Source organism: Pseudomonas maumuensis (assembly GCF_019139675.1).
Lineage (GTDB): Bacteria > Pseudomonadota > Gammaproteobacteria > Pseudomonadales > Pseudomonadaceae > Aquipseudomonas > Aquipseudomonas maumuensis.
Genome location: NZ_CP077077.1, coordinates 3,415,981 through 3,434,170, shown reverse-complemented (window position 1 = coordinate 3,434,170; position 18,190 = coordinate 3,415,981). Strand labels below are relative to the sequence as shown.

General features: G+C 68.6%; 5 protein-coding genes. 4 read left to right on the top strand and 1 reads right to left on the bottom strand.

All coding sequences use genetic code 11. The features are described from left to right. Positions 1-256 precede the first annotated feature (256 nt). From KSS90_RS15225 to KSS90_RS15210, 4 genes are all read left to right on the top strand, one after another. A complete protein-coding gene (locus tag KSS90_RS15225; protein ID WP_225933087.1) occupies positions 257-2,491 on the top strand; it encodes a TonB-dependent siderophore receptor in 2,235 nt (744 codons plus the stop codon). Between the two features lie 440 nt (positions 2,492-2,931). Next, positions 2,932-4,080, top strand: a complete 1,149-nt coding sequence (locus KSS90_RS15220; RefSeq protein WP_217866227.1) for a substrate-binding domain-containing protein — start codon at positions 2,932-2,934, stop codon at positions 4,078-4,080. Between the two features lie 207 nt (positions 4,081-4,287). Beyond that, on the top strand, positions 4,288-16,788 hold the full coding sequence (locus tag KSS90_RS15215) for a putative filamentous hemagglutinin family protein (protein ID WP_217866226.1): 12,501 nt from the start codon (positions 4,288-4,290) through the stop codon (positions 16,786-16,788). Positions 16,789-16,875: 87 nt separating this feature from the next. Beyond that, on the top strand, positions 16,876-17,271 hold the full coding sequence (locus KSS90_RS15210) for a hypothetical protein (RefSeq protein ID WP_217866225.1): 396 nt from the start codon (positions 16,876-16,878) through the stop codon (positions 17,269-17,271). A 3-nt stretch (positions 17,272-17,274) separates the two neighbouring features. On the opposite strand, the gene KSS90_RS15205 is transcribed toward KSS90_RS15210, so the two are convergent. Beyond that, a complete protein-coding gene (locus KSS90_RS15205) occupies positions 17,275-17,892 on the bottom strand; it encodes a LysE family transporter (RefSeq protein ID WP_038705946.1) in 618 nt (205 codons plus the stop codon). Between the last annotated feature and the right edge of the window lie 298 nt (positions 17,893-18,190).

Genomic DNA, 18,190 nt, shown 5'->3' with positions numbered 1-18,190 from the left:
ATGGCGGCGCAAACCGTCAGAGGGGCCCGGCATCACATGCGGTTGAGCCTAGTCGCGTTCGCCGGGGTTGCCGAATGGCGGGCTGTTACATTTCTTTGCCTGGATCCAATTATTGCGAATTATTCACAATTGTAAAAAAATCGTAAAAACTCTAGCATGCGCCGCAGCCGTCGCAGAACGTGCGCACAACCACAACAATCGCCAGTGATTAGCCCCACCTGCATCGAGCAGACACAACAACTAGGGGTCGACAAGCGTGCAACGACAGCACTCTCTGAACACGGTTCAAAGGGCAGGGAACGCCACCACCGTCCGCCAGCGTCATCCGCTGGCACTGGCCATCCTCGCGGCAAGCCTTGTCGCGCCGGCCGGCCCGGCCTGGGCCGAAACCGCCAGCGGCAAGGGCACCCTGGAGCTGGGCGCCACCGCCATCACCGACACCGCGCTGGGCGAGACCACCGAAGACAGCGGGTCTTACACCACTGGCGCGAGCCGTACCGCCACGCGCATGGCCTTGTCGCCACGGCAAACGCCGCAGTCGGTCACGGTCATCACCCGCCAGCAGATGGATGACCAGAACCTCACCAGCATCAGCGATGTGCTGGGCAAGACGCCTGGCGTCACCGTCACCAAGCTCGACAGCAACCGCGCCAGTTTCAAGGCCCGTGGCTTCGACATCGACAACTTCCAGGTCGATGGCATTCCGGCGGCCTTCCGCTTCGGCAATGGCATCGACCAGACCGACCTGGTGATCTACGACCGGGTCGAGGTGCTGCGTGGCGCCACCGGCCTGCTCAGCGGTTTCGGCAGCCCGTCGGCGACCGTCAACCTGGTACGCAAGCGGCCGACCCGCGAGTTGTCCGGCTATGTATCGCTCGGTGCCGGCAGCTGGGACACTTACCGTGGCGAGTTCGACATCGGCGGCGCGTTGACGCCGGACGGCAACGTGCGCGGGCGCCTGGTCACGGCCTACGAGGACGGCCAGTCGTTCATGGACAACCTGTCCGAGAAGAAGCAGGTGATGTACGGCATCGTCGAGGCCGACCTCAGCGATGACACCTTGCTCAGCGTCGGCCTGAGCCGCCAGAGCAACCGCCCGGAAGGTTCGTCCTGGGGGCCGTCGACACCTTTGCTGGACAGCCAGGGCAACCGCTTTGGCATGTCGCGCTCGTTCAACCCCGGGGCCAAATGGAGTGCCTGGGACAATACCGCCGACAACCTGTTCGTCACCCTCGAGCAGCGCCTGGCCAACGACTGGACGCTCAAGGCCTCGGCCACGCGCAGCGAGACCGATGCGCCGATGCGCCTGGGCTCGGCGGCCAACGGCTACCCCGATGCCGCCACCGGGGCCGGCATGGGCGTGTGGCTGGGGCGCTACCGCTACCAGACCGAGCAGAACGCCTACGACCTGTATGCCAGTGGCCCGTTCCAGTTGCTGGGGCGTGAGCACGAATTGGTAGCGGGTGTTTCCCACCGCGATGTGCGCGCCCACGAAAGCAACTGGCCGTTCCTGTTCGGCGGCGCCAACATCTACCAGTGGCGCGGCGAGTTCAGCGAGCCCGACTGGGGGCGTCCGCTGTCGAAGGTCGACACCCGCGTGCAGGAAGACGCGGCCTATCTGACCGGCCGCTTCAAGCCCACCGACAAACTGTCGGTGATCCTCGGTGGGCGCCTGTCCAATTGGCAGCTCGACAGCACCCGCCTGGACACCACCAGCGGCCAGCGCAGCAAGACCCAGGACCTGGAAGAGAACGGCGTGGTCGTACCCTATGCCGGCGTGGTCTATGACCTGGACGACAACTGGTCGGTGTATGGCAGCTATACCAGCATCTTCAAACCGCACGAGACCGAGCGGGACGCCAACGGCAAGATGATCGAGCCGGAGGAGGGCGACGCCTATGAGCTGGGCCTGAAGGGCGAGTTCTACGACGGGCGTCTCAACGCCAGCCTGGCGCTGTTCGAGGTTCGCCAGGACAACCTCGCTGAGCTCGACCGCACCGACCCGGCCACCAACCGTGGCATCTACCGGGCGATCCAGGGCGCCAAGACCCGTGGCTTCGAGCTGGAAGTGGCGGGCGAGCTGACCCCGGACTGGCATGTGCAGGGTGGCTTTACCCACCGCATCACCCGCGATGGCGAGGGCGACAAGATCTCCACCATCGAGCCGGAGAACCTGCTGCGCCTGTCCACCACCTACCGCCTGCCGGGGGTGTGGAACAAGCTTACCGTGGGCGGCTCGGCCAACTGGCAGAGCAAGATCTGGAAGGACCTGGACAGCCCGGTGGCGGCGGGCGAGACCATTCGCTACACCCAGTCGAACTACCTGACCCTCGATGCGCTGGCGCGCTACCAGGTGACCGAGCAGTTGTCGGTGACCCTCAACGGCAACAACCTCACCGACAAGAAGTACTTCAACAACCTGGGCTTCTACAACGGCGGTTACTACGGTGACCCACGCAACTTCATGCTGACCACGCGCTACGCGTTCTGACGCACGATACCTCCGCGCAGCCAGCTCCCACCAGGATGGCGCACGGCCTGAGGCCGGCGCGGTCGCTGTGGGAGCCGGCCTGGCGATGCGTTGCGTCGGCGGCGCATCGCCAGAAAAGGTGGCCTACCGACCTCGGCCAGATCTTTTTTCGCCCTCGCTGCAAACACCCGAGTGCGTCGATGTCCATCCTCCAGACTGCTCCTGCCCGTACTGCCTGGCCCTGCTTCCAGCGCCAGTGCGTAATGCTGAAGTAACGCCCCGCGACCCCCGAGCTTTTCCCCGTCGAACTCCCGATGTTTTTTCCTTTGCCTGTCACCACAAGCTGCGAATGTGGCTTTCGTCGACAGGCCTTCAGCCCCTCTGGATCAGGGTATACGGCCTGTGGCCATAGCAATGCGCGACCCACTCAACGTATGAACACGACGATAGGAGATTGCTTCATGTTTAAGCGTACTGTGATCGCCGCCTCCCTGGTGGCTGCTACCCTGGCTTCGGCCCAATCCATGGCTGCTGTTGTCGGTGGCGGCGCCACCCTGCCGGAAAACCTCTACAACGGCACCTCGAGCCTGCCACGCCTGCTGCCGGCCGACTTCAGCTACACCGGTGTCGGCAGCGGTGGCGGCAAGACGGCGTTCCTGACCAACGCAGCGGCCTCGATCAACCAGCCAGCCGGCACCAACGTCGACTTCGCCGGCAGCGACTCGGTTCTGAGCGCCTCGGAGCTGTCGACCTACAACAGCAGCAAGGCCGCCACCTGGGGCAAGCTGGTGCAGATCCCATCGGTGGGCACCTCCGTTGCCATTCCCTACAAGAAGTCGGGCGTGACCAACCTGCAACTGACCGGCGCCCAGCTGTGCGGCGTGTTCTCCGGCACCACCACCACCTGGGGTCAGCTGCTGGGCACCGCCGACACCACGCCGATCAAGGTCATCTACCGTTCCGGCAGCAGCGGCACCACCGAGCTGCTGTCGCGTTTCCTGGCTGATTCCTGCCCATCGTCCTTCGTGGTCAGCAGCACCTTCACCACCGCCAACGTGGGCAGCGAACCGGCCACCTGGCAAGCCGTCGCCGGCAGCGCCGACGTGGTCAACGCGGTCAACGCCACCGATGGCACCATCGGCTACGTCAGCCCTGACTATGTCGCCACCGCCAACAACGCCGTGGTCGCCCGCGTCAGCAAGAACGCCATGGCCGCCGGCACCGCGCCGCTGCCGACCGCCGCCAACGCCCGCACTGCCCTGGGTACCGCTGTCGCCCCGAGCACCGCCGCCGACCGCGCCGACCCAAGCAAGTGGGTACCGATCTTCAACGCCGGTGGCGTGGTACCGACTTCGGGCTACCCAATCGTCGGCTACACCAACCTGCTGGTCGGCCAGTGCTACCAGACCGCCGCCGATGCCACCGCCATCCGCAGCTTCCTGAACGACCTGTACACCGGTACCAAGGCCGCCACCATCGCCCAGCACTCCTTCGTCAGCCTGCCGGCCGCCTACGCCGCCGAGATCAAGAAGGTGTTCCTGGACAACGGCTACAACGAAGGCACCAACATCGCCAACGCTTCGGTCTGCAACGGTATCGGCCGTCTGTAAGCGTCACGCGAAACGCCAGGCCCGCAACGGGCTGACAACCGACGGTGGCCGGCACGGCACCGTCGGTTTTCGCGTGTGCGCGTATCCCAGGCAGATGAACTTTGCGTGACAAAGCTTCGGTCCGAACCCGGGCCAGCTGCCTTATGGCAAAGCGGCATCACAGCCGCACCGACTAGACCTCCAAGACCCAGCACAAGGAACCCTGCGATGTCGCGCGGCCAGTACCAGCCACCCCTGCCAGCCACCGTCTCCCAGCGCCGCCACCAGCCTGAGGGGCATGCGCCGTTGCTGCTCAAGCCGTTGGCCCAGGCCGTCGCGCTGTTGATGCTGGCGGGTACGGCCCAGGCCGCGCAGCCGTTCAGTTCGGCCTGGTTCGCGGCCAAGGGTGCCGCGCCCGCAACCGGTGGCGGCGCGGGAGGGGGCCAGGTGCAACTGCCCGGTACGCCGCCACCGCTGGCCCAGCAGCAGCGCCTGCAGCAACGGTTCCAACGTTCGCTGGGCAACCTCGACAACACCGTGGCCGCCATCGCCGCGCAGCAGGCGGCGCAGGCCGCCGGCCGCACCCTGGCGCAGGTGCAGCCGCAAACCGTACCCAACGGCCTGGGCGAGGGCGGCCTGAAGGTCGACGAGAACCCGCTGACCAAGGGCTGGCAGAACGCCAAGGCGCCACAGCAAAGTCAGGTGGGCGGCAAGACCCAGGTGCTGATCGAGCAGACCGCCGACAAGGCGATCCTCAACTGGGAGACCTTCAACGTTGGCCGCGACACCACGGTCAAGTTCGACCAGCAAGCCCAGTGGGCGGTGCTCAACCGGGTCAACGACCCCAACGCCCGGCCGAGCCAGATCCACGGCCAGATCGAGGCCCAGGGCACGGTGATGCTGGTCAACCGCAACGGCGTGGTGTTCAACGGCAGCAGCCAGGTCAACGTGCGCAACCTGGTGGCGGCGGCGGCGCAGGTCAGCGACGAGCAGTTCCGTGAGCGTGGGCTGTATGTCGACAACAATGGCAGCCAGGCCACCTTTACCCAGGCCGGCGGCAAGGTCGTGGTCGAACGGGGGGCGCAAGTGCAGACCCGCGCCCCAGCCACCTCCACCGAGGGCGGCGGCTATGTGCTGCTGTTGGGCAGCGAGGTGAACAACGCAGGCCAGATCATCACCCCCCAGGGCCAAGCCACGCTTGCCGCCGGCGACGACTTCTACATCCGCCGGGGCAGGGGCACCCAGGCCAACGCATACTCCACCACCCGCGGCAATGAGGTCGCCAGCAGCCTGAAGCCCGGCAGCAGCTCCGGCAGCGTGGTCAACAACGGACTGATCCAGGCGGCGGGCGGTGATATCACCCTGACCGGCCATGCCGTGCGCCAGGATGGCGTGGCCCTTGCCAGCACAGCGGTGGACCGGCGCGGCAGCATCCACCTGCTCAACTCGGCCAGCGATTCCAGCGGCACGGTCAGTTTCGGCAAGGGCAGCGTCACCGCCGTACTGCTCGACGACAGTCAGGCCCTGGACAGCCAGCGCGAGGCCTCGCGGCAGAGTGTGGATGGGGTCAGCGGCAACAACGCCACGGGCCGCTTCGACAACCTGAGCAAGGTCATCGACCGCCCCGAGCAGTCGCGGGTGGAGGTGGTCAGTGGCGGCACCGTGCATTTTCAGGAAGGCGCCCTGACCCTGGCCACCGGCGGCCAGGTGGCCGTCAGCGCCGGGCTGCGCAGCCTGGTGGACGATGGCGCGCGCATCGACGTGGCCGGGGCCCTTGGGGTCAAGGTGGCGATGGAAAGCAATGTCATCAAGATCAACGTGCAGGGCAACGAGCAGCGCGATGCGGCCGGCAACCGCGACAAGGGCGGCCTGATCAACCGCGATGTGTGGGTGGACGTGCGTGAGCTGGTGCATGTCGAGAAAGGCATCAACGGCTATGCCAGCGAGCGTTGGTACACCGCCGGTGGCCTGCTCGAGGTGGGCGGTTACCTGGGCACGCGCAACCACAGCGTCGGCGAGTGGATGGCCCAGGGTGGCACGGTGACCTTCACCGGCCAGGACCTGGTGACCCGCGCCGGCGCCGAGATCAACCTGTCCGGCGGCACCTTGGCGGTACAGGACGGCTACATCCGCCAGAGCTGGCTGCGCGGTGCGGACGGCCGACTTTACGAGTTGTCGAAGGCCCCGGGCGATTTGCTCTACACCGGCCTGTACAACGGCTACGAGGCGCATAGCGCGCGCTGGGACCAGACCCGCACCTTCTACAACCCGCTGATTGCCCCCGGCCAGCGCTACGAGCAGGGTTATACCGTGGGCCGTGACGCCGGCAGCCTGGTGGTGGCGACCCAGAGCGCGCTGCTCGACGGCCAGCTGATCGGCCAGACCTGGCAGGACGAGCGCCAGGTGCAGGCACCAGTACGCGGGCGCGACGGCTATACCCAGGTACACAGCGCCCGGGCCCAGGGCGCGCAGCTGGTTATCGGCCAACAGCTGCCCGGCTACCTCAGCGACGCCAAGGAGCTCGGCTTCAGCCTGACCCCGGTCATGCAGCAGGTGTTGATACGCCAGGGCGCCGGGGGGCAGAGCGCCGACGTCGGCCTGCAGGCACCGTTGGACGAGCGGCGCCGTGGCCAGCTGGCACTCGACAGCGACTGGCTCAACGGTCTGGAGCTGGGTGGTTTGAGCGTTGCCGCCCAGCGGCGCATCGAGGTCGATGATGCCGTGCGCCTGGCCGATGGCGGCAGCCTGACCCTCTATGCCTCGCAGGTCCAGGTCAATGCCGACCTGACCGCCAGGGGCGGGCAGATGGTCCTGGGCGATGTGCTCCGCCAGCGTGTTCTCGCCAGCCTGCAGGACCAGGCGCTGGCCACCCCGGCAGGGCTGCGCGCGCAGGTCGGCGTGGGCGCCGGGGTGCGCCTGGATGTCAGCGGTCTGCGCAGCGAAGGCACGGACCCTGGCGAACGCGCCTGGCGCAACGGTGGCAGCCTGAGCCTGCGCAGCAGCGGCGATGTGCTGCTGGACAGCGCCAGCGTGCTGGACGTGTCCGGCGGTGTGATACGCCGCGAAGCCAACCGCCTGCTCGGTGGCAGTGGCGGCAACCTGACCTTGCAGAGCAGCGCGTTGAACAGCGCCGGGACCGGCAGGATGCGCCTCGACGGTGAGCTGCGCGGCTACGGCAGCAGCGGTGCGGGCACCCTGACCGTGGCCGCCGACCGAGTGAGCCTGGGGGGCAGCGCGCAGGGCGAGACCGGCGTGCATCTGGCCGAGGATTTCTTCAACCGTGGTTTCGCGCATTACGCCATCACCGGCAACCATGGCCTGAGCGTGGCCGCCGGCAGCCGTATCGACGTCACCCGGCCAGTGGAGCAGCTCGACTCCAGCCGGCCGCTCGGCGATCCGGCGCTGATCGTGTTGGCGCCGCTGTTGGCGCAGAACGCGGTGGCCGGCAAGCTGGAGCCGCGCGCTGGCGCCAGCCTGGCCCTGGCGGCGGGCGATAGCCGCTTCGACCAGGCGAGCCGTGAGGCGGCGGTGCTCGAGGTCGGGCGCGGCGCGACGATCAGCGTCGACCCCTTGCAGTCCATCAGCCTGACCAGCACCGCGCAGTTGAACCTGAACGGTACCCTCAATGCCTGGGGCGGCAGTGTCAGCCTGCTGCAGCAATGGTTGCCGACCATGGACTCCGGGGTGACGGAAGGGGCGCACCAGCGCTCGATCCGCCTGGGTGAGCAGGCCCTGATCGATGTGTCCGGGCGGGCGGTCACCGCCCTGGATGCGCAAGGCCGCCGTTATGGTCGGGTCGACGCTGGCGGCAGCATCGTTATCGGTGGGCAGATCGACCATGACCAGGGCACCAGCAACGGCGCCTACCTGTTCCTGGACATGGCCGAAGGTGCCCGCCTGCGCGCCGATGGTGCCCAGGCCACGCTGGATATCCGTGGCCAGGGGCCGCTGGCCGTGGCCAGCAACGGCGGGCGCATCAGCCTGGCGTCGAGCCACGGGCTGCGCCTGAACGGCAGCTTCAGCGCCGCTTCCGGTGGTCTTGGTGCAGCGGGCGGCAGCCTGGAGGTGGCGCTGGATAGCGGTCTCTACCTCAACGGCAGCCTGGTCGACGGGGTCAAGGCACCCCGCGAGCTGATCCTTGCCCAAGGCGCGGGCAATGTCGACGCCGGCACGCTGCGCTATGGCCAGGGAAGGCTCGACGTCGCCAGGATCAACGCAGGCGGCTTCGACAGCCTCTCGCTGCTCAGCGACGGCGTGGTGGCGTTCGACGGCGACCTCGAGCTGCGCATGGCCCGCAGCCTGCAGCTGTACACCGGCTCGCTGGTGCTGGCCCAGGGGAGCGCCGGCGATGCCCGCGTCCACCTGCAGGCGCCCTATGTGCGGCTTGCCGGCAGCAACCATCACAACACGGATGCCGCGACCCGGCCGACAATCAAGGGCGGGCTGTCCACGCAGGACAGTTCGGCGCAGCTCCAGGTCGATGCTCATCTGCTGGATCTGCGCGATGCGCTGACCCTGGGCGCTCATGGCAGCCTGGCCTTGAGCGCGGGGCGCACGCTGGACTTTGACCGCCGTAGTTTCGCCCTGGGCAGCCTGCGCAGCGAGGGTGACCTGCGAGTGCTGGGCAAGGTCAACGATGCTATCGACCGTACGCTGTTGCGCAGTAGTCGCGACCTGGAGCTGATCGCCGCGCAGATCTACCCGACCACCGGTGCCTTCGGCCAGATCGAGACGGGCAGCGATGCCATCTTGCGCATCGGCAGGGCCGGGCAAGGCACACCCGACCAGCCGTTCTCGGTGTTCGGCCGGCTGGCGCTGGTCGCCGGCAAGGTCGAGCAGGGCGGTGTGCTGCGCGCGCCCCTGGGCGGGCTGTCGCTGGGGCAGGAAACGGGTGGCACCCAGTCCGTCACCCTGCTGCCGGGCAGCATCACCTCGGTCAGCGCGGCAGGGCTGGTCATGCCCTACGGCGGGACGGTGGATGGCCTGAGCTACCTGTTCGGTGGCCAGGCGGTGAAGCTGCTGGGCGCGGCGGGCGACAGCCTGTACGGGGTATCGCTCAACGGCAAGTCCATCGACATCCGCCAGGACGCGCTGATCGACCTGTCCGGAGGCGGCACGCTGACCGGCGCCGGCTTCGTCTCCGGGCGTGGTGGCTCCACCGACGCCCGCTACCATCCGCTGATGCAACTCGATGGCGAGGGCCGCCTGGTCCTGCCCACGCTGGGCAGCAACCCGGTCTACGCCATTGTGCCGAGCTTCACCGGCTCTTACGCGCCGGTGACCGGCGAGGCCGGCGTGACGGCGCCGGGGATCGGCCAGCAGATCACCCTGGATGGCAGCGTTCCCGGCCTGGCGGCGGGCACCTACACCTTGCTGCCGGCCAGCTTTGCGCTGCTGCCGGGGGCGTTCCGGGTCGAGCTCAATGGCCTGGCCATGGCCGGGGGCAGCGCTACCAGCCTGGCGATGCGCAACGGCTCCTGGACTACCACCGGCAGCCTGTCGGTGGCCAACACCGGTATCCGCCAGCCGCTGTCGAGCCAGGTGATCCTGACCTCGGGCGACGTGCTGCGGCGCTATTCGCAGTACAACGAAACCTCCTACGCCGCCTTCGCCCGTGCCGATGCCGTGGCCAAAGGCGTGCCGCGCGCGGCGGTCGAGGCCGATGGCAAGTGGCTGAACCTGCGGGTGCAGGGTAACAACGAGGCCGCCAGTACCTTGCGCGTCGCCGGTCGGGTGAACTTCGCCGCCGCCGAAGGCGGTCATGCCGGCAGCGCGGCGGTGTTCGGCGCCCGTGGCCTTGAAGTGGTGGCCGATGGTGGCGCCGGCCAGGCCATTGGCGAGAACATCGCGGTGCTGTCGGCCCGCGAGCTCAATGCACTGCAGGCACCCCGGCTGACCTTGGGCGGTCGCGCCAATGTGGTCTACGGCCAGGGCGGCAATCAGATGACCTTCCTCGAAGGCACCAGTGATATCTGGCTGCGTTCGGGGGCGGTGCTGCAGGCCGGTGAAGTGTTCCTGACCAACAACGACCCGCGTGGCAGCATCGTCGTCGAGCAGGGGGCCGGGATCGTCACCCTTGGTCGAGGCGCGGTGCCGTTCGATGCCGATGACGGCTACTTCATCAACAGCAATGGCCGTGCCTTGCTGGCGGTGTCCAACGGCCGGCTGGATGTGGTGTCGTCGCAGTTCACCAGCAGCTGGTCGCCAGGCTCCATCCTCATTGGCGGTTGCAGCGCCGGCGGCTGCCAGGGCACCACCCGGCTGTACTCGGACGGCTCGTTGTTCGCCGCCACCGACAAGACCTTCAGCCTCGATGACGGGGTAGCCTTCGGTACCCGGCATCTGGGCCTGGCGGTCGGGCGGATCAACGTCGGCAGCGCCCAGGCGCTGGCTCGCGCCCAGGCGGACGGCGTGCTGGGCCAGGGCCTGACCCTCAACCAGCAGGTGCTCGACCGCCTGCTGCAGGGCAGCCCGGCCGAGGCTGTACCGGCACTGGAGACCCTGACCCTGGCGGCGTCCGACTCGCTGAACTTCTTCGGCACCACGGCGCTCGACACCTACGACCCGGTCACCGGCAAGAACCGCCTGCAGGCGCTGGTGCTCGGCGTGCCGGCCATTTATGGCCATGGCCAGGCGGGCGACCAGGCGACCATCCGCACCGAACGGCTGATCTGGAGCGGTGCGCGCAACGCCGCGGGCGCGCCGATCGCGGGTGGGGCCGGCAGTGGCGATGGTGTGCTGGCGATCCGTGTCAAGGACCTGGAGTTCGGTTACGGCGCCAACAGCCAGCCCGATGGCAGCGCCGACATGGCGCGCCAGACCCTGGGCTTCAGCCGCGTGGAACTGCACGCCAGCCATCAGCTGAGCGCCAACCACAAGGGCAGCCTGCTGGTCCACCACCGCCGCGGCGACTACCAGGCCGACGGCAGCTTCGCCTACAGCGGCGGTGACCTGCTGGTGGACACACCGCTGTGGACCGGCAGCGCCGGCTCGCTCAATCGTATCGAGGCCGGTGGCACCCTGCGCGTACAGGGCGGCGGTGGCTTGCTTGCCAGCGGTCGTCAGGCCCTGGGCGCCGAGCTGAGCCTGAAGGCGCGGCAACTGCTGGTCGATGGCACCTTCAGCCTGCCCAGCGGCCGCCTGACCCTGCAGGCGCGGGACGACCTGCGTCTGGGCGATGCCGCGCGGCTGGACCTGGCCGGGCGTACCTTGAGCCTCAACGACGTGACTCAGTACAGCTGGGGCGGCGAGCTGGTGCTGGGCAGCCAGTTCGGCAACATTCACCAAGCCGCTGGCGCGCTGATCGACCTCAGTGCCCGCGGCAATCGCGCCGGGCGCCTGACGGCCATCGCCCTGGGCGAGCAGGGCGGGCGCATCGAGCTGCTTGGCCAGATCCTCGGCGCGGCCAGTGGCCGTTACGACGCCGCCGGCACGCAGGTCCCGTACGCGGGCGGGGTGGTCGATATCCGCGCCCGGCAGTTGGACGACTTTGCCGGCCTCAACCAGCGCCTGAACCGCGACCAGGTGTTCGGTGCGCGCAGCTTCCAGATCAAGCAGGGCGACCTGGTGATCGGCGATGAGCTCAAGGCCCAGCAGATCAACGTGTCGCTGGACAACGGGCAGCTCACGGTCAACGGTCACGTCGATGCCAGTGGCGAGCAGGTCGGCAGCATCCGCCTGGCCGCCAATCGAGGCCTGACCCTGGGCGCCGGGGCCTTGCTTGACGCCCATGGCAGTGTGCTGCGGGTCGACAGCTACGGCGCGATCATCGATGCGCCGAACCGCGCCGTGGTCGAGCTCAACAGCGGCCAGGGCCAGTTGACCCTGGCCAGCGGCGCACGCATCGACCTGCGCCACGGCACCGCCTCCGGGCAGGGCGATGGCCGCCAGCGCGGCACCCTGGAGCTGATCGCCCCACGCCTGGGCGGCGATACGGCGGGCGACATCGCCATCGACGTGCGTGGTCCGGTGGACATTCTCGGCGCGCGCTCCATCGCCGTGATCGGCAACCAGCGCTACACCGACGCGGCGCCGGGCGGCACCTCGGCCAGTGGCCGGCCGATCCAGGTCATCGACCAGGACTACTTGACCCGCAAGCACGACCTCAGTGTGCTGTTCATCGACAACCTGCTGCGCAACCGCGACCTGCTCGACGTGCGCCTGGCCGGGCTGAACAACGCCCGCTACGCCCAGGCCCTGCACCTGCGCCCGGGGGTGGAGATCGCCACGGTCGATGCCGCCACCGACCTGGTGGTGCAGGGCGACCTGGACCTGTCCGGCCATCGCTACGCCAGCCTCAACCCGCTGACGCCGAAGACTGCCGTTTACGGTTCGGGCGAGGTGGGCAACCTGGTGCTGCGCGCCGGCGGCAACCTGGAGGTGTATGGCAGCATCAGCGACGGCTTCATGCCGGTGGACCTGGCCACCGACGACACACGCACGGACGGCAAGGGCTGGTTGCTGCTGCCCGGCAAGCAGCCGTTCGACAGCGACCTGGTGATCCCGCGCAGCGGCGTCGAGCTTGCCGAGGGCACGCAGTTCCCCGAAGGCAGCCTGCTCAACTTCGACCTGCCGTTCGCCGCCACCACCTTGCCGGCCAACCTGCGCCTGCCCAGCGCCATGAGCCTGTCGGCGCCGCTGACCCTGCCCGCGGGCACGGTACTCGAGGCCGCGGTACGCGACGCTGGCGGCAACCTGTTGTACGCCGCCGGCACGCTGCTGCGCGAGGCGCTCACCCTGGGTTCGGGCACGCGCCTGGATGCCGGCAGCCGCCTGCCAGTCAGCGTGGCTGTGCAGGGCGGTATCTGGAGCAAGGGCATCGCCCTGCCCAGTGGTGGCCTCACCCAAGGCAGCGCGCTTACCCTGGCCGTGGGCTCGCGGCTGCCGGCGGGCACCGATGTCAAGCTCGCCGCAGGCGTAGATCTGATCGAGCTGCGCCCCGCAAGCAATGGCCAGCAGGGGCGCAACTGGGCGCTGGCGCAGATGCTGCCGCAAGGTTCGCAATCCTGGTCGATGCGCCTGGTGGCCGGCGCCGACCTGGACGCCGCCGACAGCCGCATCACCCGCGCCGACACCGATGCCGGCGTGCTGCGCCTGGCCGACCTGCACTACATCGCGCAGCAGAAGCGCAGCGGTGGCGGAGCTGGCGGCACCGGCATGGTCTGGGGGCCGGACAACACCTACGGCATGGAGCCCGGTACCCCGGTAGCCCCCGAGGATCTGGCGCTGTGCGATATCGCCGGTTGGTGCGAGCCTGCGGTGAAGACCATCAAAGTGTGGGGCCCCGACAACACCTACGGCATGGAACCGGGCACGCCGGTGGCGCCCGAGGACCTGGTGATGTGCGACATCGCCGGCTGGTGCGTGGACCAGACGCTGGGGGGCAAGAAAATCTGGGTCTGGGGGCCGGACAACACCTATGGCATGGAGCCCGGCACCCCCGTGGCCGAGGCCGACATGGAATTCTGCAGCATCCCCGGCTGGTGCCTGGAGATCGACGCGCCAACCGAACCCGAGCGTATCGAGGTCACGCCGCAGACCTTGATGTTCAGCGTGCTACGTACCGGCACCGGCGATCTGGACCTGCTCAGTGCCGGGGACTGGCGCATGGACTCGCTGTTCGGCGTCTACACCGCCGGCACCCAGGCGCCGTCGTTGCTGCGTGGCGGCAGCGATCCTTACCAGGTCGCCCGTGGCCGGCTGGCCGATGGCAGCTTGCTCGGCAGCGCCGGCGCGCCCTATGAGGCGCTGACCGACAGCCTGTACCGCGCCTGGTATCCGGAGCAGGGTGGCAACCTGCGGATCACGGCCGGGGGCGACCTTACCGGCAACCTGGTGGCGAGCAAGACCGGCAGCGCCCTGTCCAGGCCGCAAGTAGCATCGGCCGCGGTGGGCAACTGGCTGTGGCGCCAGGGGCAGACCAGTGCCGATACCCCGGCGGCGTGGTGGGTCAACTTCGGCACCTTCGCCCAGCAGCCCCAGGCCTTGGTGGCCGAACCTTGGCTGGTGGGCTTCACCGGCATCGGCACCCTGGGGGGTGGCAACCTGGACGTCGGCGTGGGTGGTTCGGCGGGCCTGTTGCAGGCCAGCAACACCGCGGGCGTCGAGGCCGAGCGCAGCCAGGGCCTGAACCTGGTGGTCGGCGGCAGCGGCCGGATCGCCGAGGATGGTCGCCTGGTGCAGACCGGCGGCGGCGACCTGAACCTGCGGGTGGCTGGTGGCATCAACCCGGCGTCCGCGGCCCTGGAGATGGCGCGGGTCACCCCCGACCTGGGCGGTACGCTGGTCAACCTGCGCGGTGCCCTGAATGTCCAGGCGGGCAGCGTTGGGGTGGTAAGACAGGTGTATGGCAGCAGCTTCGCTTTCAACGACAGCAACGAGTCGCGTGCCTACGATCCGTATACCTCGACCAAGGCTGCGGCGCTGGGGGGCCTGACGCTCATGCCCGGCGATGCCGCCGTGCGCCTGGACAGCCGCGGCGACCTGGTCGTGCAGGGTGTCGGTGACCCGGGCCGGGTGCCGCAGTTCAACATGACCGGCTTCCTCGGCGACAACGGTGTGCGCTACGCCGGGCAGGGCAACAGCTGGTTCTCGTTGTGGCGCGAGACCACCGCCGTGGACATGCTCGCCCTGGGCGGCAATGTCACGCCGGTGAGCTTCGATGAGCTGCGTGCGGGCCGCAACCTGCCGCTTTACGGTGGGCGCCTGTTCTACCCCACGGCATTGCGGGTGACGGCGGCCAACGGCAGCCTGTACTACGGCAGTTCGGCCAGCGAGCGTGGCATCGCCACCTCCGCCTATTCGCTGATGACCGCACCTTCGGCGCGCAGCGCCCTGCAGTTGATCGCCGGTGAGTCGATCTATGCCGGCGGCTATGTGATCAGCCAGGCGGGCAGCGACACCTCGGCCATCGCCACGCCGCAACGGCCGGCAACGCTCGGCCAGGATTTCTCGTACGTGTACCGCGCCAGCAACCTGAGCGGGGATATCGCCGCGAGCCTGGATGCATCGCCGCTGTTCGCCTATGGCTTGAACACCTACAAGGCCGGGCCGCGGCTGCAGGCGCCTGCGCGCTTCTATGCCCTGGCCGGGGATATCGTCGGCTTGAACACCGGCGAGATCATCGAGTACCAGCAGACCGGGCTCAAGCTGTACCAGGGCGCGGGGCCGGTGCGGGTGATGGCCGGGCGTGACATCGTCAACGCCGGCAAGGCGCTGGGTGTCGAGCGCTTCGGCGCGCCGGGCATGGTGGCGGGGGACCAGGGCAACGTCTATTCCTCGGGCAACCTGGTCATCCATGGCGATGCCCTGGATGTCTCGCTGATCAGCGCCGGGCGCGACATTCGCCTGAGCAACTTCAATGTCGCCGGCCCCGGCCAATTGGAGGTGGTCGCCGGGCGCAACCTGTTCCAGTCCGGCCAGGGTGTGGGCTCGGCTTACCAGGAGGCGGCGATCAACAGTATCGGCCGGGTCGATGGCAGTGCTGGCGGCAACGATGGCGCAGCTATCGCCATCGTCGTCGGCGCCGGCAAGAACGGCCCGGACTACAACCGCCTGCTCGAGCGCTACCTTGGGGCTGGGCAGGCCGCCGAGCCGGGCCAGGCGGACCAGGCCTTCAAGGTCTACGATCAGGAACTGCTGGCCTGGCTGCGCGAGCGCTTCGGCTTCAGCGGCGACCGCGCCGATAGCCGCGCCTTCTTTGCCGCCTTGCCCGCCGAGCAGCAGCGCATCTTCGCCCGGCAGGTCTACTTCAGTGAGCTGCGCGAAGGCGGGCGCGAGTACAACGACGTCAACGGCCCGCGTACCGGCAGCTACCTGCGCGGTCGCCAGGCGATCGCCGCGCTGTTCCCGGACAAGGACGTGGCCGGCAACCCGATCCGCTACGACGGCAGCGCCACCTTCTACGGCGGCGCGGGCATCCACACCGATTTCGGCGGTGGCATCCAGGTGCTGACCCCGGGTGGCCAGCAGGTGTTCGGCATCGAGGGCGAAGCGCCGCCGTCCACCGCCGGGGTGATCACCCAGGGTAGCGGCGATATCCAGCTGTACTCCCAGGGCAGCATCCTGCTCGGCCAGAGCCGGATCATGACCACCTTCGGCGGCTCGATCCTCGGCTGGTCGGCCCAGGGCGACATCAACGCCGGTCGCGGCTCGAAGACCACCGTGGTGTACACGCCGCCCAAGCGCACCTACGACCTGTGGGGCAACGTCGGCCTGGCGCCGAGCGTGCCGAGCACCGGCGCCGGCATCGCCACGCTCAACCCGATCGCCGAGGTGGCGCCGGGGGATATCGACCTGATCGCACCGTTGGGCACCATCGATGCCGGCGAGGCGGGGATCCGCGTGTCGGGCAACGTCAACATCGCCGCGCTGCAGGTGGTCAACGCGGCGAACATCCAGGTGCAGGGCGATGCCAAGGGCATGCCGGTGGTGGCCGCGGTGAATACCGGGGCGATCGCTTCGGCCAGCGCCGCGGCGTCGTCGGCGAGCCAGGCGGCCGAGGAGGCGGGGCGCCAGCAACAGGCCGCGTCGCGCCAGCGCCAGCCGTCGGTGATCACCGTGCAGGTGCTGGGCTTCGGTGGCGAGCGGCTGGTGCCGGGGCAGGATGGGGCGAGCCTCAATCCGCAGTACAACCGTCAGAGCCCGGTGCAGGTGCTGGGCGCGGGGGCGCTGGACGAGCGGGCGAAGGCGCAACTGACCGAGGAGGAGCGGGGCAACCTGTTGCTGTGACGGGTCGCCGTGGGGCCCATCGCCGGCTTGCCGACGATGGGCCGGCACAGGCTGCACAAGGGATGTGCAGCGACTATCCTTGCAGCCATGACGAGTCCTCTTCCCCAACGCCACCCATGCCCGCCGGGCGCCTGCGACTGTGGCCGCGAACGCCTGGCCGACGGCCCCGAGCGGCGCATCCTGTGGCTCACCCGCGAGGAGGAGAAGCGCCTGGTCGAGCGCCTGGAGAACCTCAGGGATCTTGAAGACCTGCAGCGCCTGCAGTCACGCCTCTACGAGCAGCTCGGCATCCGCGTGCATATCGCCCCGGGCTTCAACGAAGTGCGCACCATGCGCGGTATCGTCATCGAGCTGGAGGCGCAGTTGGGCCTGTGCCGCAAGACTCGCCAAGCCATCCCCGCGGCGATCCGCCGTGGGCTCGAGCGCAACCCGCAAGTGGCCTTCCGTCTGCTCGACGCCCACGACCTGCTGCGCGACGCCTGAGCCTCAGCGCATCGCCGCCAGCTTGATGCCGAAGCCGACCAGGCAGGCGCCGGCCAGGCGTTCGAGCAGGTTGGCGATGCGCGGGCTGGCGCGCATGCGCTCGGCCAGACGGTGGGTAAGGAACACCGCGATCAGGCCGTAGAGCAGGGTCAGCCCGGCCACGGTCAACGCCATGAAGGCGAAGGTGACCACGCCCTGGTGGCGCACCGGGTCGATGAACAACGGGAAGAACGCCATGTAGAACATGATCGCCTTGGGGTTGAGCAGGGTGATCATCATGGTCTGGCGCAGGTAGCGGCCGCTGGCCATGCGGCTCTCGCGCGGGGCGCCGCCGGGCTTGCTCAGCACCATGCGCAGGCCGAGCCAGGCCAGGTAGGCGGCGCCGGCCCACTGCACCACGTGGAAGGCGGTGGGGTAGGTGGCCAGCAAGGTGGCCACGCCGGCCACCGCCAGCCACATCAGCACCTGGTCGCCGAGGATCACCCCGAAGGTGGCGGCCAGCCCACCCTTGATGCCGCCCTTGCCGGTGGCGGTGATCAGGGCGAAGTTGCCGGGGCCGGGGATCGCCAGGAGGATGAGGAACGCGATCACGAAAGCGCCGTAGTCGGTCACGCCGAGCATGGGGATTCTCCTGGGGGTGTTGGGAGGGCAGATCACGATATATGCCCTTAATTGCGGCAGTTGCAAAGCCATGACGGCACAGGGAGGTATTGCTGGCGGTCAAGAGCGTGAGGCCGATCCTGGGTCTTTGCGCCCTAGACTAGTGAGGGCCTCCAGGTGTTCACCGCAAGCCTTTCTGCGCCTATCAGATCGAGCGCCGCCCGCGCGGCGCATCGCTGGCAAGCCAGCTCCCACATCTGTTTCGGGCCAGTTATGCCTGCGCCGCCGCGGCTGTACGCCTTGTGGGTACGACACGGTC